Below are 23,958 nucleotides of genomic sequence, written 5' to 3' on the forward strand. Positions count from 1 at the left end.
TTGGCTCTTCGGTGGGCTGGAAGTCAGCGTCACGCCGTCTTCCAGGTAATCTCTTCTTCCCCGTCGGCACTGATGCGAATCCAGCGATCCGCCGATTCCTCGCCTTCTTCCTCGACCCATGACCCAGGCGCGCAGCGCACTTCGACGTTCAGTGCGGCGAAGGCGGCGCGGGCGCAGGCGATGTCGTCTTCCCACGGGGTCTGGTCACTTTCCAGGTACAGGCTGTTCCATTTGCCCACGGCCTTGGGCAGCCAGGTCACCGGGATGTTGCCGGCCTTGCACTTGTAGGTCTGGCCTTTCTGGACCCAGTCGCTGCACGGGCCCAGGGCCTGGCCGAGCCAGGCGGCGATGGCCTTGTGGTCGACGTCGGCGTCTTTGAGGTAAATCTCGATATCGGGTTGGCGCATGGATATCCTCGCTGCGGTCTTGAAAAATCCATTCGCGGATTTAACGGGGCCCGAGCGGTTGCCCGGGCCCGGAATCAAAAGGTTATTGAAGAACGAAATAATCGTAGCGCATCGACACCGTGACCTGGAACGGCTCGGCCTGCTCGATCACGCTGGCACGGCGTTCGGCACTGGCGCGCCAGCCGTGGGGCGTCATGGCCAGCAGATTGGCGCGGTCCTGGCCATTGGCGAGCGTCAGCTTGAATTCGAGGGTTTCACTGTGATCCAGCACCATGCCCGGCGGCACCAGGGCCAGGTGCTTGTCGTCGATGTATTCGCGCACTTCGTCGTACAGGCGCTCGCGCAATTCCATCAGGTGGCCGGCGGTGGGGCCGACTTTCATCAGGCCGCCGCCGGGGCTGAGCAAGCGCTTGGCCTCCTGCCAGTCCAGCGGACTGAACACGCTGGCCAGGAACTGGCAGCAGCCGTCCGCCAGCGGCACCCGGGCCATGCTGGCGATCAACCAGGTCAGCTGCGGATTGCGTTTGCAGGCGCGCTTGACCGCTTCTCGGGAAATGTCCAGGGCATAACCATCGGCGTTGGGCAACGCTTCAGCGATCTGCGCGGTGTAGTAGCCCTCGCCACAACCAATATCCAGCCAGCGTCCGGGTGCGCGTTCAGCGGCCAGTTCCGCCAAGCGCCGGGCGACCGGGGCGTAATGCCCGGCGTTGAGGAAGTTGCGCCGGGCTTCGACCATCGCCTGGTTGTCGCCGGGGTCGCGGCTGTTCTTGTGCTGCACCGGCAGCAGGTTCAGGTAACCCTGCCGCGCGCGGTCGAAGCGGTGGCCGGCCGGGCACACCACGCCGTTGTCCACCGCGTTCAGCGGTTCACTGCAAATAGGGCAGGCGAGCATCAGGCGAGCAACTTGATCAGCGTCTTGTAGTAGATCTCGGTCAGTACGTCGAGATCGGCGGCCAGTACGCGCTCGTTGACCTGGTGGATGGTCGCGTTGACCGGCCCCAGTTCCACCACTTGCGTACCCATGGTGGCGATGAAGCGACCGTCGGACGTGCCGCCGCTGGTGGACGCCTGGGTCTCGCGGCCGGTAACGTCCTTGATGCTCGACGATACGGCGTCGAGCAGCGCACCGGGTTCGGTGAGGAACGGCAGGCCGGACAGTGCCCAGTCGATGTGCCAGTCCAACTGGTGCTTGTCGAGGATGTCGGCGACGCGTTGTTGCAAGCCTTCGACGGTGGATTCGGTGGAGAAACGGAAGTTGAACACCGCCACCAGGTCACCGGGGATCACGTTGGTCGCGCCGGTGCCGGCGTTGAGGTTGGAGATCTGGAAACTGGTGGGCGGGAAGAAGTCGTTGCCGTGGTCCCAATGCTCGGCGGCCAATTCTGCCAACGCTGGAGCGGCCAGGTGGATCGGATTTTTCGCCAGGTGTGGATAAGCCACGTGGCCTTGCTTGCCGCGCACGGTCAACTTCGCGCCGAGGGAACCGCGCCGGCCATTCTTGACCACGTCGCCCACCAGCGTGGTGCTCGACGGTTCGCCGACGATGCACCAGTCCAGTCGTTCCTGACGGGCCTTGAGGCGCTCGATCACGGCTTTGGTGCCGTGGTGGGCCGGGCCTTCTTCATCGCTGGTGATCAGGAAGGTCAGCGAGCCCTTGTGGTCCGGGTAGTCGGCGACGAACCGTTCGGCCGCCACGACCATCGCCGCCAGGCTGCCTTTCATGTCCGCCGCGCCACGGCCGCAGAGCATGCCCTGTTCGTCGATGACCGCGTCGAACGGGTCGAGCTGCCAGGCCTGCACCGGACCGGTCGGCACCACGTCGGTGTGTCCGGCGAAGCACAGCACCGGGCCGTCATGCTTGCCGTGGCTGGCCCAGAAGTTATCCACATCCTCGATGCGCATCGGCTCAAGCTTGAAACCGGCGTCGCCCAGGCGTTGCATCATCAGTTTCTGGCAATCGGCATCCACCGGCGTCACGGACGGACGGCGGATCAGATCGCAGGCGAGTTGCAGGGTCGGCGAGAGGTCGGCGTGGGCCGTCATGGAAGCTCCGGAAATATAGAATGGACGCAAGGCTTGTACAGGCGCGGGCAGGCTCGCGCAAAATGGCAGTTATCTTATAGCAAAACGACCACCATGGGCCCCTGGTGCGGGACAGGTGGAACACAAAACCTGTGGGAGCAAGCTCGCTCGCGATGGCGTCGGATCAGCCAGCCGGGATGTCGCCTGACACAATGCCATCGCGAGCAAGCTCGCTCCCACAGAGGTTTTGCTTAATTTGCTCCAGCAAAGCCCTATAATGCGCGCCGGTTTTTGGGGTAATGGTCATGAGTACAGAAGATCCACGGTTTGCCGGCATCGCCCGTTTATATGGCATCGAAGGCCTGGCGCGCCTGCGGGTGGCCCATGTGGCGATTGTCGGGGTCGGCGGTGTCGGCTCCTGGGCGGCGGAAGCCATCGCCCGTTGCGGCGTGGGCGAGATCTCGCTATTCGACCTGGACGATGTTTGCGTCAGCAACGCCAACCGTCAGTTGCACGCACTGGACAGCACCGTCGGCAAGCCCAAGGTCGAGGTCATGGCCGAGCGGCTGCGCGGGATCAACCCCGATTGCACGGTGCATGCGGTGGCCGACTTTGTCACCCGCGACACCATGGCCGAATACATCACACCGAACATTGACTGCGTGATCGACTGCATCGACAGCGTCAACGCCAAGGCTGCGCTGATCGCCTGGTGCAAGCGCCGCAAGATCCAGATCATCACCACCGGTGGCGCGGGCGGGCAGATCGACCCGACGCTGATCCAGGTCTGCGACTTGAACCGCACGTTCAACGATCCACTGGCCTCCAAGGTACGTTCCACCTTGCGCCGCGACTACGGCTTTTCCCGCACCGTGACCCGCCACTACAGCGTGCCTTGCGTGTTCTCCACCGAACAACTGCGCTACCCGAAACCGGACGGCAGCATTTGCCTGCAGAAAAGTTTTGTCGGCGACGGCGTCAAGCTCGACTGCGCCGGTGGGTTTGGCGCGGTGATGATGGTCACGGCGACGTTTGGCATGGTCGCGGCGACCAAGGCTGTGGATAAGATTGTGGCCGGAGTGCGGCGACCGGCTGACAGGGTCAAGCCTGGGCAGTGAGCGCTTTTGTGGCGAGGGAGCTTGCTCCCGCTGGGCCGCGAAGCGGCCCCCCATTGGCGGCGTCAATCATGCTGAATCCAAGGCGGCTGCTTCGCAGCCGAGCGGGAGCAAGCTCCCTCGCCACAATCATTGGCGGGTCAACTCAAACATCCGCTTCAACACCGCATTCAAGCCATTGCTACGGGACGGCGACAGCTGCCGCGACAATCCCAGCTGGTTGAACCAATCTGGCAGATCCACCTGCTGCAACGCCTCGGCGGACAACCCGTTGACCCGCGCCAGCAGCAACGCCACCAGCCCACGGATCAACCGCGCATCGCTGCTGGCGGAAAACTGCCAGTGCCCGTCGTGCAAGCGACCCACCAACCACACCTGGCTTTCACAGCCGTGAACAAGGTTGGCTTCGCACTTGTCCTCGTCGCTCAGGGGCGGCAAACGCTCGCCCCATTGCATCAGCAGCCGGGCCCGTTGTTCCCAACCTGACGCGTCCTGGAAAATCTGCAGCGCTGTGGCAGCCTCGGCGGGCAGGTTCATCGCAACATCTCCAAGGCCTGATCGAGGGCGTCGAAGAAGCGTTCGATGTCGGCGGAGTCGTTGTACAGCGCCAGCGACACGCGGATCGCCCCGGACAGTTTCAGGTGCTTGAACAGCGGCATGGCGCAGTGATGTCCGGCGCGCACGGCGATGCCTTGCTCGGTCAGCAGGTGGGCCAAGTCGGCGTTGTGGATGCCTTCGACCACGAAGCTGACCAAGGCCAGGCGCGGGTTGCCCACCAGGCGCACGCCGTTGCGGGCCCGCAGGCCATGGAGCAGGTAGTCGTGCAGCGCCGCCTCGTGGTCGATGACCGCCTGCGGATCGAGGTCGGACAGGTAATCCAGGGTTGCCCCCAGCCCGATCACGCTGGCAATCGGCGGCGTGCCGGCTTCGAAGCCCAGCGGCGCCGGACGGAAGGTGGCGCTGTGGTAATCGGCCTGTTGCACCATTTCGCCGCCGAATTGCCAATGACGCAGGTTGCCAAGGGCTTCGGTACGGCCAAACAGCACGCCCAGCCCGTCGGGGCCGTAAAGTTTGTGGCTGGAAAACACATAAAAGTCGCAGCCCAGTGCCTCCACGTCATGGCGACCATGGACCACGCCTTGGGCGCCGTCGATCACCGTCAAGGCGCCTTGGGCCTTGGCCAGCGCCAGCAGCGCCGGCACCGGTTGCCAGGCCCCCAGCACATTGGATAACTGGCTCACCGCCAGCAAGCGCGTACGCGGGCCGATCAGTTCGGCGGCGGCGCCAGGGTCGATCACCCCGTCGGCGTCCAGTGGCAACACCACCAGGGTTAACGAACGACGTTCGGCCAATTGCTGCCACGGCAGCAGGTTGGCGTGGTGTTCCAGGGCGCTGATGACGATCTCGTCGCCCGGGTTGAATAAATGTTCCAGCCCGTAGGCCAGCAGATTCAGCGCCGAAGTCGCGCCGTGGGTGAAGACCACCTGCCCGCAGTTTCCGGCATTGAGCCATTGCGAAGCCTTGAGGCGGCTGTCCTCGAACGCCTGGGTGGCATGGGCCCCCGGCAAATGTTGCGCACGGTGCACGTTGGCCGCGCCGTTGGCGTAGTAATGCGTCAGGGCGTCCAGCAGTGCTTGAGGTTTTTGCGTGGTGGCGGCGCTGTCCAGGTAGGTCTGGCCTTGCCGTTGCAGGGCGGCGATGGCCGGGAAGTCGGTGCGCCAGGGGGAGGGAATCAACATGCTTTCGGGCCCTGCTGGAATGACACCGGACCCTGTGGGAGCGGGCTTTTTTTGTGGGAGCCAAGCTCGCTCGCGATGGCAGCGACACGGTTCAACTGCAAGACCGCGTCATCGTTCATCGCGAGCAAGCTCGGCTCCCACAATAGCTCGCCCCCACAGGTGGTGGTGTGACGCTTAGTTGTGGGCGTGCAGTGCTTCGTTCAGCTCGATGGCCGACTTATGCGTCTTGCATTCCACCGCGCCGGTCTCGGAATTGCGGCGGAACAACAGATCGGGCTGGCCGGCCAGGTCGCGGGCCTTGACCACTTTGACCAGTTGGTTGTTTTCGTCCAGCAGCTTCACTTTGGTGCCGGCGGTCACATACAGGCCCGACTCCACGGTGTTGCGGTCGCCCAGCGGGATACCGATGCCGGCGTTGGCGCCGATCAGGCAGCCTTCGCCGACCTTGATCACGATGTTGCCGCCGCCCGACAGGGTGCCCATGGTGGAGCAACCGCCGCCCAGGTCCGAGCCCTTGCCGACGAACACACCCGCCGATACGCGGCCTTCGATCATGCCCGGGCCTTCGGTGCCGGCGTTGAAGTTGACGAAACCTTCGTGCATGACCGTGGTGCCTTCACCCACATAGGCGCCCAGGCGGATCCGCGCGGCATCGGCGATACGCACGCCGGCCGGGACCACGTAGTCGGTCATTTTCGGGAACTTGTCCACCGAGAACACTTCCAGCAGTTCGCCACGCAGGCGGGCTTCGAGCTGGTGCTCGGCCAGTTCGGCCAGGTCGATCGCGCCTTGGCTGGTCCAGGCCACGTTCGGCAGCAGCGGGAAGATGCCAGCCAGGTTCAGGCCGTGGGGCTTGACCAGGCGATGGGACAGCAGGTGCAGCTTGAGGTAGGCCTCAGGGGTGGAGCTCAGTTGGGCATCTTCGGCCAGCAGGGTGGCGACCAGCGGCTTGTGGCTTTCAGCCAGGCGGGTCAGCAGGGCAGCCTGTGCGGCATCGACGCCCTTGAGGGCTTCAGCCAGTTGCGAGGCCTGGGTGGTGGTGAAGGTGATGGCCTGGTTGCCTTCGCTGTAGCCGAGGATCGGCGCGATGGCCTTGATGATGTCAGCCGACGGGTTGAGCAGTGGCTGTGCGTAGAACACTTCCAGCCAGGCGCCTTGACGGTTTTGAGTGCCGACACCGAAGGCCAGGCTGAACAGGGTAGTGGACATGAAATTACCTCTACAAAATGGACTGGGCAGGTTTACTTGATTTCTGCCGCATAGATATCTGGCTTGAAGCCAATCAGGGTTCGGTCACCGAGATCGAGCACCGGGCGCTTGATCATCGAGGGTTGGGCGAGCATCAGTTCGATGGCTTTCGTCTGGTCGAGATCGGCTTTGCGTTCGTCGTCGAGTTTGCGAAAGGTCGTACCGGCACGGTTCAACACCACTTGCCAGCCATGCTCGTTGCACCATTGGGTCAGGTGCTCACGGTCGATGCCGGCGGTCTTGTAATCGTGAAAGTCGTAGCGTACAGCGTGCTCATCGAGCCAGGTACGCGCTTTTTTCATCGTATCGCAGGCTTTGATGCCGAAAAGCTGTAAGTGCTTGTTTTCCTTGGGCATGAATGCTCCCCCAAAACGTTCCCGGTATCGTCCTGAAAATCAGCGGACGATTATGCCACGTCGTTCCTTTCAGTGCCTTGACTGTCGCGACGGATCGGACGAGGCGGAACCGATAGGAAAGAGGTGACCACACAGCACAGGTAAACCCGGCACTTTTTTTCGCACAAGAGACCCGCCCATGGATTCCATCTCCCTGACACCGCCCCATCCACTGACGCTTCAGACTGAAGAGACGCTCCCGCCTCATTCAACGACATCGACTACCGGGACCGCTGCATCCATCCCGATCGGCCCTGTCACGGCTGCACAGGACCTGGCAAATCGGACTGGTGCAATCAAGGCCCAGCTCACCCGGGTATTCGAGCCGCATATAAACGGTGCCAATCGCGAGGCCTTCGAAGCACTGATCGACGATCGTTCACGTACCTTGGCCAATGACGGGGAAACCGCGGAAAGCGTCGATGCCGTGCTGACCAAAGGCGCGCGGCTGGATCGCGCGGCCCATGACACCGTTGGATTCCTTCGTTCGGTTCCCTTCGGCGCGGCGTCCATCGCGCTGGACTTCGCCCCGGCGGTGACCGGCAATGGCTCGATTACCGCGCCGTTGGCGCTGTCGGCGATTGCCGGCCTGGTCAGCAGCGCCGCCGACACGGTCGGCAATGGCCTGATCAAGCGCGCCACCAGCGACACCCAGTGGCTGGTGGCCGAAAATGCCGATCTGGAGCCGGTCATGCAGGAAGCCGCCCAGGCGGTGAAGCCGAGCCTGACGACTCAGGCTATTGAAGGCAGCCTGACTTTCCAGACCTTCTCCGCGCGAAACGTGTTGCGCACGGTCATCCAACCCGTCGTGACGAAGACCGTTGATGCGCAAACGGGCAGCAAGGTGGACTCTGTGATAGCTGCCGTCGGTTCTCCGCTTTCAGGCATGGCCGCCTATGACCTGCAACATTCCATCGATAAATCGAAACACCGGATTGGCCCGGAATACCTGTTGGGGCGTCAAGACTGGCATCAGCGTTACAAAGACCTCAAGAATTATGGCGTAGGGAGTGCTGCGATGGGCATTGCGAAGCGAGTCGGCAGCCTGCCGCTGGACGCGATGCGTGATGGCAGCAAATCGCTGCAAGCCTTGGTTACGCCGACAGGTTTGGTCAGTGGTCTCGGAGCGTTGGCCGGTGGTATTACTGCGATCGGTATGGCGCAGACCGCCGCTGTCAACGCAGCCAGGAGCGCCGGGATTTCGCCTGCGGGTGTTGCGGCGGCTGGTAAGGCGACGGTTACAGCCACGATGGCCCCGGTGCTCGCCGCCTGGGTGACAACGGGAGTGATGACCCAGCCGTTGGCGGACAAGGCCTCCGCCGCATTGGACAGGCTATCCGCCGGTCCCGCTCATCCAGATGAGCTGCAGGGAATGTTGCCCTTGGTCGAAATGTCGACGGCCGAACAGATCGGGGAAGATAGCGACAATGAGGGTGACGACGTCGATTTTGTCTCGGCCCGCTCAACGCTCAGTGCCGCTGAGCGAGCTGTTTAGCTTCCGATAATCCGCGGTCGCTCCTGCCGCATGGAGGTTAGGAGCGGCCAAGGGACGACTGCGCATTGATGCCGCTGAGGTGCGACCAATGTGCAACGGCAACGGTTCACCTTGGCAGTTAATATGGCACTTCACCGGCCAGCGGTTGCCGCAGATGTATATGGCTGTCATTGGAAGTCCGTTATGCAAAGCGCCTATACCGTCCTGATCCTGTTGATGCTGGTGGGCGTTTCGCGCCTGCTCGGACGGTTGGTCCCATTACCGTTGCCCCTGGTGCAGATCGGCGCGGGTGCGCTGCTGGCCTGGCCGTCCCTGGGCTTGCACGTGGCCCTCGATCCCGAACTGTTTCTGTTTCTCTTCTTGCCTCCGCTGCTGTTCTCCGATGGCTGGCGCATGCCCAAGCGTGAGTTGTGGCGCCTGCGAGGGCCGATCCTGACGTTGGCGGTGGGCCTGGTGTTGTTCACGGTGGTGGGCGCCGGCTATTTCATTCATTGGCTGCTGCCGAGTATCCCGTTGCCGGTGGCCTTCGCCCTGGCTGCGGTGCTGTCGCCGACCGATGCGGTGGCGGTGTCGGCGATTGCCCGGGACCGTTTGCCCGGGCCGCTGATGCACATGCTCCAGGGCGAGGCGCTGATGAACGATGCGTCGGGCCTGGTGACCTTCAAGTTCGCCTTGGCGGCGGCTATCACCGGGGTATTTTCCCTGGCGGGCGCGAGCCTGACATTCGTGCTGGTGGCGGTTGGCGGCCTGTTGGTCGGCGTGGCCTTGAGCTGGTTGTTGGGGCGGCTGCGGGCCTGGATGATTGCCCGGGGCTGGGACGACCCGGCTACCCATGTGGTGTTCATGTTGCTGCTGCCGTTCGCGGCCTATGTGCTGGCTGAGCGCTTGGGCGCCTCGGGGATTCTCTCGGCGGTGGCAGCGGGGATGATGCAGAGCTGGCTCGACCTGCTGCCGCGCCAGACCGGCACGCGGCTGCTCAATCGCAGTGTCTGGTCGCTGTTGGAGTTTGCCTTCAATGGCTTGATCTTCCTGCTGCTGGGCTTGCAACTGCCGGACATCATCAAGGCAGTGACCAGCCACGAGACGACGCTGTGGCCAACGCTGTTCTACCGCTGCGTGGATGTGGTGGCGATTTTCCTGGTGTTGCTGGTGCTGCGGTTTGTCTGGGTGCAAAGCATCTGGCGTCTGTCGGGGCTGTTGCGCCGTTGGCGTGGCAAGGGTGAGCTGGTCCTGGTGCCGAACGCACGTTCCTGCTGGCTGTTGACCTTCGGCGGGGTGCGCGGTGCGGTGACGCTGGCGGGCGTACTGTCGGTGCCGTTGCTGTTGGGCGCCGGCGAGGCATTTCCCGAGCGAGACTTGCTGATCTTCATTGCTGCCGGTGTGATTCTGTTGTCGTTGATCGCGGCGTGCATCGCCTTGCCATTGTTGCTACGGGGCATCGAGAGGAGCCCCGATGACAAACGTCGCACCGAGGTCCGCGATGCTTGGCGCAAGACCGCTGAAGCGGCGATCCATGCGCTGGAAGTGGAGGAACCGACCGAGCCTGCCAGTACGCCGGATGCCGCCCAGGCGGCGCTGGCGGCCGAGGTCAAGGCGCGGTTGATGTCCGAGTATCGTCATCAGTTGGACGTGTTCAACGACTCCGCCGAGGCCCAGGCGTTGGCATTCGAGATGGATCTGCTGGAGCGCCGGCTGCGCTTGAAGGCTTTTCGGGCGCAGCGGCTGGAGTTGTATCGCCTTAGTCGTCATCACCAGATTGGCGATGACGTGCTGCGTGAGGTGCTGGGGGAGTTGGATTTGGCGGAGGCGAATTTGGGGTTGGGTAAATAGATTGCGCAAAGCTAATTGTGGCGAGGGAGCTTGCTACCGCTGGGGCGCGAAGCGCCCCCAAAAACAGGCAACCCGGTGTGTCAGGTAAATTGAGTTGACTGCCGTGGGGGCCGCTGCGCAGCCCAGCGGGAGCAAGCTCCCTCGCCACAACAGCGCTTATGCGTGGGCCTCTTCCTGCTCAGGCACCAACCGTACTTCCACCCTCTGACCCAACGCACGCGCCGCGCTGGCAAGCGTTGCCAGTGTCATTCCTGCATCGTTCTGATCCAGCGCACGATCAACAGCAGTGCGACTGGTGTGCATCCGTTGTGCCAAGGCCTTTTTGGTCACTTTCTGAAGCTTCATGGCTTCGGCAATCTGCCAGGCAATAACGCGTTTGAGCGCAGCGGCGGAAACTTCTTCGGCGATGCCTTGCTCGGCGAGGAAATCGTCAAAATCAGATCCGATGTGCTTGTTCATGCCGTACCTCATCATAATGGCGCGATATCCATTATGAATGAGATGTACCGAAATAGGTGCATTGCGCAACCTAGGCATCACTGAGGATTTGTACAGGGAGAGGTGATGGCCGGTACGGATGTTGCTGTTGGGGCCGCTGCGCAGCCCAGCGGGAGCAAGCTCCCTCGCCACAACAGCGGTCCGCTTCAGTCCTAGACAGCCATCAACCCCGACGCTGGATAAACGCGCGAATCCGCTCCGCCGCTTCCACGCATTCAGCCAGCGGCGCGACCAGGGCCATGCGCACGCGCCCGGCGCCTGGGTTGACGCCATCCACTTCACGGGACAGGTAGGAGCCTGGCACCACGGTCACGTGTTCCTGTTCGAACAGGTCGCGGCAGAACGCTGCATCATCGCCGGCCACGTTTGGCCACAGGTAGAAACTGCCATCGGGACGTTGCACGTCCAGCACCGGGCTGAGGATTTCCAGCACTGCGTCGAATTTTTCCCGGTACAGCGCACGGTTGGCGCGTACGTGCACTTCATCGTTCCACGCCGCGATGCTCGCCAGTTGGGTCTGAACCGGCATGGCGCAGCCGTGGTAGGTGCGGTACAGCAGGAAACCCTTGAGGATGTCCGCGTCGCCAGCGACGAAGCCGGAGCGCAGGCCGGGCAGGTTGGAACGTTTGGACAGGCTGTGGAACACCACGCAGCGCTTGAAATCCTTGCGACCGAGTTCGACGCAGGCGCTGAGCAGCCCCGGCGGCGGGGTCTGTTCGTCGAAGTACAGTTCGCTGTAGCACTCGTCTGCCGCGATGACGAAGTCATGTTCGTCAGCCAGGGCGATGAGTTTTTTCAGCACGTCCACCGGGATCAGCGCGCCGGTCGGGTTGCCCGGGGAGCACAGGAACAGGATCTGGCAGCGCTTCCAGATGTCGGGTGAGACGGCATCGAAATCCGGATTGAAGCCGTTTTCGTCCAGGCACGGCAGGTAGTGCGGCTTGGCCCCGGCCAGGAACGCCGCGCCTTCGTAGATCTGGTAGAACGGGTTTGGGCTGACCACCAGGGCATCGTCGCCACGGTTGACCACGGTCTGGGTGAAGGCGAACAAGGCTTCACGGGTGCCATTGACCGGCAGCACGTGGCGCGCCGGGTCTAGCCAGCCGCTCGGCACGTTGAAGCGACGCTCGCACCAGCCAGTGATGGCCTCACGCAACTCCGGGATGCCGAGGGTGGTCGGGTACACGGCCATTTTTTCCAGGTTGCTGGCCAGGGCTTCAGCCACGAAGCTGGGTGAGCGATGTTTGGGTTCGCCGATGGACAGGGCGATAGGGTGCTTGTCCGGGTTGGGCGTGACGCTGCCAAGCAAGGCGCGGAGCTTTTCGAACGGGTAGGGCTGCAACTGGTTCAAAGCGTTGTTCATCAAGGGCCTCGTTCAATGTGGGAGCGAGCAAGCCCGCTCCCACAGGGGGAATGTGTTCGTTCAGATGCTGATACGTGTCATGTGAGCATCGGGTTCCTGGTTGACGCTCAAATGCTGCACGATCGCTTCCTGCAGGCGGCTGCACAGCTGCGGATCGGACAGCGGCTGGTTATGTGCGTCGGTGATGAAGAAGACGTCTTCCACCCGTTCGCCGAGGGTGGCGATCTTCGCGTTTTGCAGCGACAGGTCGAACTCCAGGAAAATATGGCCGATTCGCGCCAGCAGGCCCGGGCGGTCCGGGGCGCTGAGTTCCAGGACGGTGACCTGGCGCTGGGCGTCGTTGTGGATCGTCACCTGTGGGGCAAACGCAAAATGCTTGAGCTGGCGCGGCACCCGTCGCTGGATGATGGTCGGGTAGTCCGCCGGGTTGCGCAGGGCTTCGGTCAGGCCATCGCGAATCTGCTTGACCCGCGCCGGGTTGTCGCCAATCGAGTCGCCGTCGGTGTCGAGCACGATGTAGGTGTCGAGGGTGAACTGGCTGCTCGAGGTAATGACCCGGGCGTCATGGATGTTGAGGTTGAGCTGGTCCATCGCTGCCACGGTCACGGCGAAGAAGTCGTGCTGGTCCGGGGCGTAGATGAAGATCTGCGTGCCGCCCTCGAACTCGCGCTGGGTGGTTTCCTTGATCAGCACCAGCGGCCCGCCATCGGCCGGTTGCTGCAGGATCGCATCGCTGTGCCAGGCCACGTCGCCGGCGGTATGGCGCAGGAAGTAGTCATCGCCCAATTGCGACCAGAGCTGCTCGACGTCGTCCGGGTCGGTGCCACCGCGCACCAGGATGTCCAGGGCTGCGCTTTGGGTGCGACGGATCTGCTCTTCGCGATCCACGGGGTTTTCCAGGCCGCGGCGCAAGGCGCGCTTGGTCTCGGTGTAGAGCTGGCGCAACAGGCTGGCGCGCCAGGAGTTCCACAGGCTTGGGTTGGTGGCGTTGATGTCGGCCACAGTCAGCACGTAGAGATAGTCCAGGCGCGTTTCATCGCCGACGATCTGGGCGAAGTCGTGGATCACCTGCGGGTCGGACAAATCCTTGCGCTGGGCGGTGGTGGACATCATCAGGTGGTTCTGCACCAGCCAGACGATCAGTCGGCTGTCCCACAGCGGCAGTTGATGGCGCTGGCAGAAAGCCTCGGCATCCACCGCGCCAATCTCGGAGTGATCGCCTTGACGACCCTTGCCGATGTCGTGATACAGCCCTGCCATGTAGATCAGTTCGGGCTTGGGCAACTTGGCCATGAGCTTGCTGGCCAGCGGGAATTTCTCCGACACCTGGGTGTACTGGAGCTTACGCAGGTGCTTGATCAGGTTCAGGGTGTGGGCATCGACCGTATAGATGTGGAACAGGTCGTGCTGCATTTGCCCAACGATGAAACCGAACTCCGGCAGATAACGCCCGAGAATCCCGTAGCGGTTCATGCGCCGCAGGTTGCGATGCACGCCGATCTTGCACTTGAACAACTCGATGAACAGGCTGGTGTTGCGGATGTCGTGACGGAAATCTTCATCGATCAGGTGACGGTTTTCCCGCAGCAAGCGAATGGTGTCGGCGCGTACACCCTTGATTTCCGGTTGCTGGGCCATGAGCACGAAGATTTCCAGCATGGCGAACGGCGTGCGACGGAATACATTGGCGTTGCGCGCCTCGATGTAGCCGTCGTGCAGTTGGAAACGTGAATTGATCGGCTGCGGCGGTTCTTCGTCTTCGGGGGCGAGGATGACTTCCTCGAAGTGCTGGATGATCAGTTCGCTGAGTTGGGCGATGCTCATCACCACGCGGTAGTACTGCTGCATGAAGTTTTCGATGGATTGCTTGGCATCCTGCCCTTCGAAACCCAACAGGCTGGCGATGGAGCGCTGATGGTCGAACAGCAGGCGATCTTCGGCGCGCCCGGCCAGCATGTGCAGGGCGTAGCGGACCTTCCACAGGAATTCCTGGGACGAGGCCAGCAAGGCGTTTTCGCTTTCCACCAGGAAACCTTCACCGGCCAGGGCGCGCAGGTTCAGCGTGCCGTACTGGCGCCGGGCGACCCATAGGATCGTCTGGATGTCCCGCAGCCCGCCGGGCGAGCCCTTGACGTTGGGCTCCAGGTTGTATTCGGTGTCGTTGTACTTGTGGTGGCGGGCCTTCTGCTCGGCGCGCTTGGCCAGGAAAAAGTCCTTGCTGGGCCACATGTGCGCCGTGCTGGTGACATCGAGCATGCGCTGGCGCAGGTGCTCGGGGCCGGCGATGGTGCGGCTTTCCATCAGGTTGGTGATCACCGTCAGGTCGGCGCGGGCCTCGTCGGCGCATTCCTGCACCGAGCGCACGCTCTGGCCGACTTCCAGGCCGATGTCCCACAGCAGCGTCAGGAACCGCTCGATGGAGTCACGGAAAACTTCATGATCGGCGCTGTCGAGCAGGATCAGCAGATCGATGTCGGAGTAGGGGTGCAGTTCGCCGCGCCCGTAGCCGCCGACCGCCACCAGGGCGATGTCGGCATCCTCGCTCCAGTTGAACTGTTCCCAGGCTTTTTGCAGGATGTTATCGACGAACCAGGCACGGTCCTCGATCAGCCGCCGAATGTCCCGGCCGTTGCGAAAGCGCTGGTCGAGCACTTCGTGGGCCTGGCGGATCGCCTTCTTGAACGCCGCGATGGGGCTTGCCTTCAGGGCCAGTTCAGCCTGGAACTGGCCGCGGTCGAAGAGTTCGGGATCCACCTGCGGCATTGAATGACTTTCCTTTCTATCTATAGGCTGGGTTCGGATCAGGCGGAAACGCGAGGGATGGTGTCATCGCTGCGCAGGGTAAAGATCTCGTATCCGGTCTCGGTGACCAGCAAGGTGTGTTCCCACTGGGCCGACAGCTTGCGATCCTTGGTGATGGCAGTCCAGCCGTCGCCCAGCACCTTGGTATCGGCGCGTCCCTGGTTGATCATCGGCTCGATGGTGAAGGTCATGCCCGCCTGCAGTTCCATACCGGTGCCGGCACGGCCGTAGTGCAGGATCTGCGGTTCTTCGTGGAACACCTTGCCGATGCCATGGCCGCAGAATTCGCGTACCACCGAGAAGCCGTTTTTCTGCGCGTGCTTCTGGATCACTTCGCCGATGTCCCCCAGGCGGCAGCCCGGCTTCACCAGTTCGATGGCCATGTACATGCATTCCTGGGTGACCTTGGACAGGCGCTCGGCCCACTCCGGCACGTTGCCGACATGGAACATGCGGCTGGTGTCGCCGTGAAAGCCGTCCTTGATGACGGTGACGTCGATGTTCAGGGTGTCGCCATCCTTCAACGGTTTTTCGTTGGGGATGCCGTGGCAGACCACGTGGTTGATCGAGGTGCAGATCGACTTCGGGAAGCCTTTGTAGTTGAGCGGGGCCGGGATGGCTTTCTGCTCGTTGACGATGTAGTCATGGCAGATGCGGTCCAGCTCTTCGGTGGTCACGCCAGGCTTGACGTAGTCGGCGATCATCTCCAGCACATCGGCGGCGAGTTTGCCGGCGACACGCATTTTGGCGATGTCCTCGGGAGTCTTGAGGGTAACGGTCATACAGGCTCTCTCTGCGCCCGACGGCGCTGTTCAAAACGAAATGGGCGGCGGAGGATGCTCCGAACGGCCCTGAAAGAGGCGATTCTAACAGACGATCCCGGCAATCCGCGCCTGTCTGCAATACCAGATCGGTTAAGCGTCACAAATAAACCGTGGCGAGGGAGCTTGTTCCCGCTGGGGCGCGTAGCGGTCCTCGCTTTTTTTGGGGCTGCTGCGCAGCCCAGCGGGAGCAAGCTCCCTCGCCACGGTTTTGCGCTCAGCTTGAGGTGTTTTGCCGGAGCAGCAGATTCCATGTTCCGTTTTCGCCCTTGCTGTGGTATAAAATGCGCCGCTTTCCGGGGATGACCCCGTAAGCTTAAATCCACACACGTGTCGACACGATGACCTGGGTGCCTTTGGCTTATATAGCCGCTGGTTGGTCATTGGGATACGTGGAGGCCAAACCCGACTTATCAAGGAACTATCATGTCCCAAGTCAACATGCGCGATATGCTGAAGGCCGGTGTGCACTTCGGTCACCAGACCCGTTACTGGAACCCGAAAATGGGCAAGTACATTTTCGGCGCGCGTAACAAGATCCACATCATCAACCTTGAAAAAACCCTGCCGATGTTCAACGAAGCACTGACCTTCGTAGAGCGCCTGGCCCAGGGCAAAAACAAGATTCTGTTCGTCGGCACCAAGCGTTCCGCTGGCAAGATCGTTGCTGAAGAAGCAGCACGTTGCGGTTCGCCGTACGTCGATCACCGCTGGTTGGGCGGCATGCTGACCAACTTCAAGACCATTCGCGCTTCCATCAAGCGTCTGCGTGACCTTGAAGTCCAGTCCGAAGACGGTACTTTCGCCAAGCTGACCAAGAAAGAAGCGCTGATGCGCACTCGCGATCTTGAGAAGCTGGACCGCTCCCTGGGCGGTATCAAGGACATGGGCGGTCTGCCTGACGCGCTGTTCGTGATCGACGTTGACCACGAGCGCATCGCGATCACCGAAGCCAACAAGCTGGGTATCCCGGTCATCGGCGTTGTCGATACCAACAGCAGCCCGGAAGGCGTTGACTACATCATCCCAGGCAACGATGACGCCATCCGCGCCATCCAGCTGTACATGGGTTCGATGGCTGACGCTGTTATCCGTGGTCGCAACAACGTGAATGGCGGCACCGAAGTCTTCGCTGAAGAAGCTCCGGCAGCAGCCGCTGAGTAATTGACGCCCTGGCGTTGACTCAGTAAGCAAAAAGGGGGCTTGGCCCCCTTTTTGCCACCTCGAAAACCATTTGCCGCCAGCGCAGTGATCTGTTTGTAACCTGCCGTGGCCTATAAGCAGTGGTTTTCCAGGAAGAATTGATCGCCCGTTCGATCGGGTGGAATGGTTGAAAACCTATCCAAGAGGATTTTGAAATGGCAGAGATTACTGCAGCGTTGGTCAAAGAACTGCGCGAGCGTACCGGCGAAGGCATGATGGACTGCAAGAAAGCCTTGACCAAGGCTGGCGGCGACATCGAAAAAGCCATTGATGACATGCGTGCTTCGGGCGCCATCAAGGCTGCCAAGAAAGCGGGCAACGTTGCCGCTGAAGGCGCCATCGCCATCAAGGACGACGGCAAGGCTGCCGTTCTGCTGGAAGTTAACTCCCAGACCGACTTCCTGGCCCTGCAGGATGACTTCAAGGCATTCGTCGCTGCCAGCGTCGAAAAAGCCTTCGCTGACAAACTGACCGACGCAGCTCCGCTGATCGAAGCTCAGGAAGAAGCGCGCCTGGTCCTGGTTGGCAAGACCGGCGAAAACGTCAACATCCGCCGTCTGGTTCGTGTTGAAGGTGACGTGGTCGGTACCTACCTGCACGGCAACAAGATCGGTGTTGCGGTTGTTCTGAAGGGCGGCGATACCGAGCTGGCGAAAGACATCGCCATGCACGTTGCTGCAACCAACCCTGAGTTCCTGCTGCCTTCGGACGTTTCGGCTGAAGCGATCGAGCGCGAGAAGGGCGTTTTCCTGCAGCTGAACGAAGAAAAGCTGAAAGGCAAGCCTGCTGAAATCGCAGAAAAAATGGTCAGCGGCCGTATCTCCAAGTTCCTGGCCGAAGCCAGCCTGGTTGAGCAGGCTTTCGTCAAGAACCCGGAAGTCAAGGTCGGCGACCTGGCGAAGAAAGCCGGTGCTGAAATCGTTTCGTTCACCTACTTCAAAGTGGGCGACGGCATCGAGAAGCCGGTCGACAACTTCGCTGAAGAAGTTGCTGCCCAGGTAGCTGCTGCCAGCAAGCAATAAGACGGTTTTTACAACTGTCGCCCTGAAGAGGCTGCCCGCTTAACGCGCGCAGCCTCTTTTTGGATGGGGATGCCGATTTTTATTGGTTTCCTGTCGGAACTGGCTTACAAAGCCGTGTTCCGATGGCGCTGTGTCAGCGTCAGACTAGAGTAGACGCAGGCTGCAAACAGCCTGCAAAGAATTTTCGAAAATACGCCGCAGGAGAGATTCGCAATGGCTCAGCAGGGCAGTGGTTATCAGGCTCGCTATAAACGCATTCTACTCAAGCTTAGCGGCGAGGCCCTGATGGGCTCGGAAGAGTTCGGGATCGATCCGAAAGTGCTGGATCGCATGGCCCTGGAAGTCGGCCAACTGGTCGGGATCGGCGTTCAGGTCGGTCTGGTCATCGGCGGCGGCAACCTGTTTCGCGGCGCGGCGCTGAGCGCGGCCGGCATGGACCGGGTCACGGGCGACCACATGGGCATGCTGGCTACTGTGATGAACGCCCTGGCTATGCGTGACGCGCTGGAGCGTGCCAATATCTCGGCCATCGTGATGTCGGCCATTTCCATGGTTGGCGTAACCGATCACTACGACCGCCGCAAAGCCATGCGCCACCTCAACTCCAAGGAAGTGGTGATTTTTGCCGCCGGTACCGGTAATCCGTTCTTCACCACGGATTCGGCCGCCTGCCTGCGAGCGATCGAGATCGATGCCGATGTCGTGCTCAAGGCAACCAAGGTCGATGGCGTCTATACCGCTGACCCGTTCAAGGACCCGCATGCCGAGAAGTTCGATCATCTGACCTACGATGAAGTGCTGGATCGCAAGCTGGGGGTAATGGATCTGACGGCTATCTGTCTCTGCCGCGACCACAAGATGCCGCTGCGTGTCTTTAACATGAACAAGCCCGGTGCCCTGCTGAATATCGTCCATGGCGGCGCCGAAGGAACACTGATCGAGGAAGTTCAACAATGATCAACGAAATCAAGAAAGACGCTGAACAGCGCATGCAGAAATCCCTGGAGTCCCTGGCGCACAACTTCGGTCGCATCCGCACCGGCCAGGCGCACCCGAGCATCCTTGAGGGCGTGATGGTGCCGTACTACGGCTCCGATACCCCGATCAAGCAAGTGGCCAACATCACCGTCAAGGACGCGCGTACCCTGCAGGTCGTGGCCTTTGAGCGCAACATGCTGGCCGCGGTCGATAAGGCCATCGGCAGTGCCGGTCTGAACCTGAACCCGACCAACCTGGGTGAGCTGCTGCTGATCTCCATGCCGGCCCTGACCGAAGAGACCCGCAAGGGCTTCACCAAACAGGCCCGTGATGTGGCTGAAGACGCCCGTGTTGCCGTGCGCAACATCCGTCGTGATGCCAACAGCCAGCTCAAGGACCTGGTCAAGGAAAAGGAAATCAGCGAAGACGAAGAGCGTCGTGCCACTGGCGAGATCGACGACCTGACCAAGAAGTACGTGGCTAAGATCGACGCGGATTTGGCGCAGAAAGAAAAAGACCTGATGGCCGTATAAGGGTCTCGTTTTCATGGAAAAGACCAAGCAGGCCGTGCCGTTCGCGGTGCCGCGCCACGTGGCGATCATCATGGACGGCAATAACCGCTGGGCCAAGAAACGCTTTATGCCTGGCGTCGCCGGGCACAAGGCGGGTGTCGATGCGGTGCGTGCGGTCATCGAGGTGTGCGCCGAGGCAGGGGTCGAGGTGCTGACCCTGTTCGCCTTCTCCAGTGAGAACTGGCAGCGTCCGGCCGATGAAGTCAGTGCCTTGATGGACCTGTTCCTCAAGGCCCTGCGTCGTGAGGCCAAGCGCCTCAACGATAACAAGATCAGCCTGCGGATCATCGGTGATCGCTCGCGCTTCCATCCTGAATTGCAGGCTGCGATGCGCGAAGCCGAGGCAGCGACTGCGGGCGCCGATCGGTTTGTCCTGCAGATCGCCGCCAACTATGGTGGACAGTGGGACATTGCCCAGGCTGCCCAGCGGCTGGCGCGGGAAGTCCAGGCCGGGCACCTGCGCCCGGAAGACATCACGCCGGAACTGCTGCAGACCTGCCTGGCGACCGGCGACCTGCCGTTGCCGGACCTGTGCATCCGTACCGGTGGCGAGCATCGCATCAGCAACTTCCTGCTCTGGCAGTTGGCGTATGCCGAGTTGTACTTCTCCGACCTGTTCTGGCCGGACTTCAAACACGATGCCATGCGCACCGCACTGGCCGATTTCGCTTCCCGTCAGCGTCGCTTCGGTAAAACGAGCGAGCAGATCGAAGCTGGAGCCCGGGTTTAATGCTCAAACAACGAATCATCACTGCCTTGATCCTGTTGCCCATCGCCCTGGGCGGTTTCTTCCTGCTCGAAGGCGCCAGTTTTGCGCTGTTCATCGGACTGGTCGTGACCCTGGGGGCGTGGGAATGGGCGCGGCTGGCGGGTTTTCCTGCGCAGTCGGCGCGCGTGGCCTACGCAGCGGCCGTGGCGGCCATGCTGTTCATCATGTACGTGATGCCCGGGCTCGCGCCTTGGGTGTTGGGTGCCGCGGTGCTGTGGTGGGCGACAGCGACCTTCCTGGTCCTGACCTACCCGCAGACTACCCATCATTGGGCCAATGCGGCGACCAAGCTGGTGATCGGCCTGTTGATCCTGCTGCCGGCCTGGCAAGGGCTGATCTGGATCAAGCAAGACCCGCTGGGCAACTGGCAGATCATGGCCGTGATGGTGTTGGTCTGGGGTGCCGACGTCGGCGCCTATTTTTCCGGCAAGGCCTTCGGCAAGCGCAAGCTGGCGCCGAAGGTCAGCCCTGGCAAGAGCTGGGAAGGGGTCTATGGTGGCCTGGCCTTGAGCCTGGTGATCACCACTGTGGTCGGCTTCGTGCGGGACTGGACGGTCGCGCAGCTGCTGATGGGCCTTATGGGGGCCGCGTTGATCGTATTTGTGTCAGTGGTTGGCGACCTGACCGAAAGCATGTTCAAGCGTCAGTCGGGAATCAAGGACAGCAGTAACCTGCTGCCCGGTCACGGTGGCGTGCTGGATCGCATCGACAGCCTTACCGCCGCGATTCCGATCTTTGCCGTGCTGTTGTGGATGGCGGCGTCGTGAGTCGCCCCCAGCAGATCACTGTCCTCGGTGCGACCGGTTCGATCGGCCTGAGTACGCTTGACGTCATCGGCCGGCACCCGCAGCGTTACCAGGTGTTCGCCCTCAGTGGTTTCACGCGCATGAGTGAATTGCTGGCCTTGTGCATACGCCACACGCCGCGGTTTGCCGTGGTGCCTGAGGCCGCTGTGGCGCGGGCGCTGCAGGACGATCTGCGCGCAGCCGGCCTGCAAACTCGCGTGCTGGTGGGGGAGGAAGGCCTCTGCCAAGTGGCTTCCGACCCGGAAGTCGACGCCGTGATGGCGGCAATCGTCGGTGCGGCGGGCTTGCGTCCGACGCTGGCGGCGGTGGAAGCAGGCAAGAAGATCCTGCTGGCCAATAAAGAAGCGCTGGTGATGTCCGGCGCGCTGTTCATGCAGGCTGTGCGCAAAAGCGGTTCGGTGTTGCTGCCTATCGACAGCGAGCACAATGCGATTTTTCAATGCATGCCGCAGGATTTTTCCCGTGGCCTCGGCGCGGTGGGTGTCCGGCGGATTTTGCTGACAGCCTCCGGTGGTCCGTTCCGGCAGACGCCGCTGGAAGAATTGGTGCATGTTTCACCCGAGCAGGCCTGTGCCCACCCGAACTGGTCCATGGGGCGCAAGATTTCCGTGGATTCGGCCAGCATGATGAACAAGGGGTTGGAGCTGATCGAGGCCTGCTGGCTGTTCGATGCCAAGCCGTCCCAGGTCGAGGTGGTGATTCATCCCCAGAGCGTGATTCATTCCCTGGTGGACTATGTCGATGGTTCGGTGCTGGCCCAGTTGGGCAATCCGGACATGCGCACCCCGATCGCCAATGCCCTGGCCTGGCCGGAGCGTATCGATTCGGGTGTTGCGCCGCTGGACCTGTTCGCCATCGCTCGCCTGGATTTCCAGGCGCCCGATGAGCAGCGTTTCCCCTGCCTGCGCCTGGCGCGCCAGGCGGCCGAGGCGGGTGGCAGCGCGCCGGCCATGCTTAATGCCGCCAATGAAGTGGCGGTTGCAGCGTTTCTCGATGGACGTGTCCGTTACCTCGAGATCGCGAGTATCATCGAGGAAGTCTTGAATCTCGAGGCCGTGGTTTCGGTCGATGACCTCGACACGGTATTTACGGCGGATGCCAGGGCTCGTGAATTGGCGGGCCAATGGCTGCAGCGCCACGGGCGTTGAAGCTGCGATACGTTAGCCAGGGTTGCCCTGGACAGGATTGCGGAGAAAACAGATGAGCGCGCTCTATATGATTGTCGGCACCCTGGTTGCCTTGGGGGTGTTGGTCACATTTCACGAATTCGGTCATTTCTGGGTCGCGCGGCGCTGTGGCGTCAAGGTCCTGCGTTTTTCCGTGGGCTTTGGCATGCCCTTGCTGCGCTGGCACGACAAGAAAGGCACCGAGTTCGTCGTGGCGGCCATCCCGCTGGGCGGCTACGTCAAGATGCTCGATGAGCGAGAAGGTGAAGTCCCGGCAGACCAGCTCGATCAATCCTTCAATCGCAAGACCGTCCGTCAGCGTATTGCCATCGTCGCCGCGGGGCCGATCGCCAACTTCCTGCTGGCCATGGTGTTTTTCTGGGGCCTGGCCATGCTGGGCAGCGAGCAGGTGCGTCCGGTCATCGGTGCGGTGGAGTCGGGTAGCGTTGCCGCCCGTGCCGGGTTGGGCGTCGGGCAGGAAATCGTCGCTATCGACGGCGAGCCGACCTCGGGCTGGGCGGCGGTCAATCTGCAACTGGTGCGTCGCCTGGGTGAGAGCGGTTCGTTGCAATTGATGGTGCGCGAGCAGGGCTCCACGGTGGATTCGCCTCGCGAACTGACCTTGGACAACTGGCTCAAGGGCGCCGACGAGCCGGATCCGATCCGGTCCCTGGGGATCCGGCCATGGCGTCCGGCGATGCCACCGATACTCGCCGAACTCGATCCGAAAGGCCCGGCCCAGGCTGCAGGCCTGAAGACCGGCGATCGGTTGCTGGCCCTCGACGGTCAGCCGGTCAGCGATTGGCAGCAGGTGGTCGATTCGGTTCGTGTACGTCCTGATACCAAAATTGTGCTGCGCATCGAGCGCGACGGTGCTCCAATCGATGTCCCGGTGACCCTGGCCGCCCGTGGCGAGAGCAAGGCACCGAGCGGTTACCTGGGGGCGGGCGTCAAGGCGGTCGACTGGCCACCGGAAATGATTCGCGAGGTCAGTTTCGGCCCGGTGGCGGCGATTGGCGAGGGTGCGCGTCGTACCTGGACCATGAGCGTCCTGACGCTGGACTCGCTCAAGAAAATGTTGTTCGGCGAGCTCTCGGTAAAAAACTTGAGTGGACCGATAACCATTGCTAAAGTGGCGGGCGCTTCTGCCCAGTCGGGCGTCGCTGATTTCCTGAATTTCCTTGCTTATCTGAGCATTAGCCTGGGGGTTCTGAATTTGCTGCCCATCCCGGTACTGGATGGGGGGCATCTGCTGTTTTATCTGATCGAGTGGGCGCGTGGTCGTCCCTTGTCGGATCGGGTGCAAGGTTGGGGGATACAGATCGGTATCAGCTTGGTGGTCGGGGTCATGTTGCTTGCCCTCGTCAACGATCTGGGTCGTCTGTAACGCTTCGCTGAATTGCGAATCTGCCGCATTTTGCGGCAGTTTGTTTATTGCCAGTTGGAATAAGAAAGGACTTCATGAAACGTCTGCTGCTAACTGCGGTTCTCACCGTATTGATGATCGCCGAAGTTCACGCCGAGTCCTTCACTATCTCTGATATTCGCGTCAACGGCCTCCAGCGGGTCTCCGCGGGTAGCGTCTTTGGTGCCTTGCCGTTGAACGTCGGCGAGCAGGCGGATGATCGGCGCCTGGTGGAATCCACGCGTGCGCTGTTCAAGACCGGCTTCTTTCAAGATATCCAACTGGGCCGTGACGGCAATGTC

22 protein-coding genes and 1 pseudogene are annotated in these 23,958 nt (G+C 61.7%); 12 read left to right on the top strand and 11 right to left on the bottom strand.

Going from position 1 to position 23,958, the window contains the following annotated elements; all coding sequences use genetic code 11:
- Positions 1-29 precede the first annotated feature (29 nt).
- The 3 genes from V7773_RS28800 to dapE all read right to left on the bottom strand — a co-directional run bounded on the left by V7773_RS28800 (position 30) and on the right by dapE (position 2,450).
- Positions 30-407, bottom strand: a complete 378-nt coding sequence (locus tag V7773_RS28800; protein ID WP_003198200.1) for a hypothetical protein — start codon at positions 405-407, stop codon at positions 30-32.
- Between the two features lie 82 nt (positions 408-489).
- Positions 490-1,299, bottom strand: a complete 810-nt coding sequence (locus V7773_RS28805; RefSeq protein WP_092144036.1) for a putative RNA methyltransferase — start codon at positions 1,297-1,299, stop codon at positions 490-492.
- Entirely contained in the window at positions 1,299-2,450 is a 1,152-nt protein-coding gene (gene dapE / locus V7773_RS28810) for a succinyl-diaminopimelate desuccinylase (RefSeq protein ID WP_092349585.1), read from the bottom strand. Before dapE ends, V7773_RS28805 begins: the two co-directional genes overlap by 1 nt.
- Positions 2,451-2,728: 278 nt before the next feature.
- Here dapE and tcdA point away from each other — a divergent pair, with 278 nt between their 5' ends.
- Positions 2,729-3,547 (top strand): tRNA cyclic N6-threonylcarbamoyladenosine(37) synthase TcdA, encoded by an 819-nt coding sequence (tcdA, locus tag V7773_RS28815; RefSeq protein WP_336076341.1) that lies wholly within the window; start codon positions 2,729-2,731, stop codon positions 3,545-3,547.
- Between the two features lie 126 nt (positions 3,548-3,673).
- Here tcdA and V7773_RS28820 read toward each other — a convergent pair whose 3' ends face one another.
- The 4 genes from V7773_RS28820 to V7773_RS28835 all read right to left on the bottom strand — a co-directional run bounded on the left by V7773_RS28820 (position 3,674) and on the right by V7773_RS28835 (position 6,887).
- Complete coding sequence (locus V7773_RS28820; protein ID WP_092223259.1) at positions 3,674-4,081, bottom strand: SufE family protein; 408 nt, start codon at positions 4,079-4,081, stop codon at positions 3,674-3,676.
- Entirely contained in the window at positions 4,078-5,283 is a 1,206-nt protein-coding gene (locus V7773_RS28825; RefSeq protein ID WP_092144044.1) for an aminotransferase class V-fold PLP-dependent enzyme, read from the bottom strand. Before V7773_RS28825 ends, V7773_RS28820 begins: the two co-directional genes overlap by 4 nt.
- Before the next feature lie 174 nt (positions 5,284-5,457).
- Positions 5,458-6,492, bottom strand: a complete 1,035-nt coding sequence (gene dapD / locus V7773_RS28830; RefSeq protein WP_063322772.1) for a 2,3,4,5-tetrahydropyridine-2,6-dicarboxylate N-succinyltransferase — start codon at positions 6,490-6,492, stop codon at positions 5,458-5,460.
- A 32-nt stretch (positions 6,493-6,524) separates the two neighbouring features.
- Positions 6,525-6,887 (bottom strand): ArsC family reductase, encoded by a 363-nt coding sequence (locus V7773_RS28835; protein ID WP_063322771.1) that lies wholly within the window; start codon positions 6,885-6,887, stop codon positions 6,525-6,527.
- Between the two features lie 178 nt (positions 6,888-7,065).
- Here V7773_RS28835 and V7773_RS28840 point away from each other — a divergent pair, with 178 nt between their 5' ends.
- Complete coding sequence (locus V7773_RS28840; RefSeq protein WP_336076342.1) at positions 7,066-8,421, top strand: type III effector protein RopAA; 1,356 nt, start codon at positions 7,066-7,068, stop codon at positions 8,419-8,421.
- 183 nt (positions 8,422-8,604) lie between these two features.
- Complete coding sequence (locus tag V7773_RS28845) at positions 8,605-10,251, top strand: Na+/H+ antiporter (protein WP_336076343.1); 1,647 nt, start codon at positions 8,605-8,607, stop codon at positions 10,249-10,251.
- Positions 10,252-10,407: 156 nt separating this feature from the next.
- On the opposite strand, the gene V7773_RS28850 is transcribed toward V7773_RS28845, so the two are convergent.
- From V7773_RS28850 to map, 4 genes are all read right to left on the bottom strand, one after another.
- Positions 10,408-10,710: an XRE family transcriptional regulator gene (locus tag V7773_RS28850; RefSeq protein WP_057448352.1), complete on the bottom strand. Its 303-nt coding sequence runs from the start codon at positions 10,708-10,710 to the stop codon at positions 10,408-10,410.
- Between the two features lie 202 nt (positions 10,711-10,912).
- Positions 10,913-12,112, bottom strand: a complete 1,200-nt coding sequence (gene dapC / locus V7773_RS28855) for a succinyldiaminopimelate transaminase (RefSeq protein WP_336076344.1) — start codon at positions 12,110-12,112, stop codon at positions 10,913-10,915.
- Between the two features lie 60 nt (positions 12,113-12,172).
- Positions 12,173-14,875, bottom strand: a complete 2,703-nt coding sequence (locus tag V7773_RS28860) for a [protein-PII] uridylyltransferase (protein WP_063322767.1) — start codon at positions 14,873-14,875, stop codon at positions 12,173-12,175.
- A 38-nt stretch (positions 14,876-14,913) separates the two neighbouring features.
- Positions 14,914-15,696, bottom strand: coding sequence for a type I methionyl aminopeptidase (map, locus tag V7773_RS28865; protein WP_057448350.1), 783 nt, complete (start codon positions 15,694-15,696; stop codon positions 14,914-14,916).
- A 465-nt stretch (positions 15,697-16,161) separates the two neighbouring features.
- Between map and rpsB the strand changes: the two genes are divergently transcribed.
- The 9 genes and pseudogenes from rpsB to V7773_RS28910 all read left to right on the top strand — a co-directional run.
- Positions 16,162-16,899: a 30S ribosomal protein S2 gene (rpsB, locus tag V7773_RS28870; RefSeq protein ID WP_003198231.1), complete on the top strand. Its 738-nt coding sequence runs from the start codon at positions 16,162-16,164 to the stop codon at positions 16,897-16,899.
- A 194-nt stretch (positions 16,900-17,093) separates the two neighbouring features.
- Complete coding sequence (gene tsf / locus V7773_RS28875) at positions 17,094-17,960, top strand: translation elongation factor Ts (RefSeq protein WP_092144062.1); 867 nt, start codon at positions 17,094-17,096, stop codon at positions 17,958-17,960.
- 213 nt (positions 17,961-18,173) lie between these two features.
- Positions 18,174-18,917 carry a UMP kinase gene (gene pyrH / locus V7773_RS28880; protein ID WP_003198235.1) on the top strand — a complete coding sequence of 248 codons (744 nt, stop codon included), beginning with the start codon at positions 18,174-18,176 and terminating at the stop codon, positions 18,915-18,917.
- The gene (gene frr / locus V7773_RS28885; protein ID WP_063322765.1) at positions 18,914-19,471 is read left to right on the top strand and encodes a ribosome recycling factor; all 558 of its coding nucleotides are present in this window, start codon (positions 18,914-18,916) and stop codon (positions 19,469-19,471) included. The genes pyrH and frr overlap by 4 nt, the downstream gene beginning before the upstream one ends.
- Before the next feature lie 13 nt (positions 19,472-19,484).
- Positions 19,485-20,240, top strand: a complete 756-nt coding sequence (uppS, locus tag V7773_RS28890; RefSeq protein ID WP_063322764.1) for a polyprenyl diphosphate synthase — start codon at positions 19,485-19,487, stop codon at positions 20,238-20,240.
- A complete protein-coding gene (locus tag V7773_RS28895) occupies positions 20,240-21,046 on the top strand; it encodes a phosphatidate cytidylyltransferase (RefSeq protein ID WP_063322763.1) in 807 nt (268 codons plus the stop codon). Before uppS ends, V7773_RS28895 begins: the two co-directional genes overlap by 1 nt.
- Positions 21,043-22,233: a 1-deoxy-D-xylulose-5-phosphate reductoisomerase gene (gene ispC / locus V7773_RS28900; protein ID WP_336076345.1), complete on the top strand. Its 1,191-nt coding sequence runs from the start codon at positions 21,043-21,045 to the stop codon at positions 22,231-22,233. The genes V7773_RS28895 and ispC overlap by 4 nt, the downstream gene beginning before the upstream one ends.
- Before the next feature lie 52 nt (positions 22,234-22,285).
- A complete protein-coding gene (gene rseP, locus V7773_RS28905) occupies positions 22,286-23,638 on the top strand; it encodes an RIP metalloprotease RseP (protein ID WP_092144065.1) in 1,353 nt (450 codons plus the stop codon).
- 74 nt (positions 23,639-23,712) lie between these two features.
- Positions 23,713-23,958, top strand: a pseudogene (locus V7773_RS28910) (outer membrane protein assembly factor BamA); the annotation flags it as partial.

It is taken from the genome of Pseudomonas sp. 3JA, from assembly GCF_036961705.1.
Classification (GTDB): Bacteria; Pseudomonadota; Gammaproteobacteria; order Pseudomonadales; family Pseudomonadaceae; genus Aquipseudomonas; species Aquipseudomonas fluorescens_Q.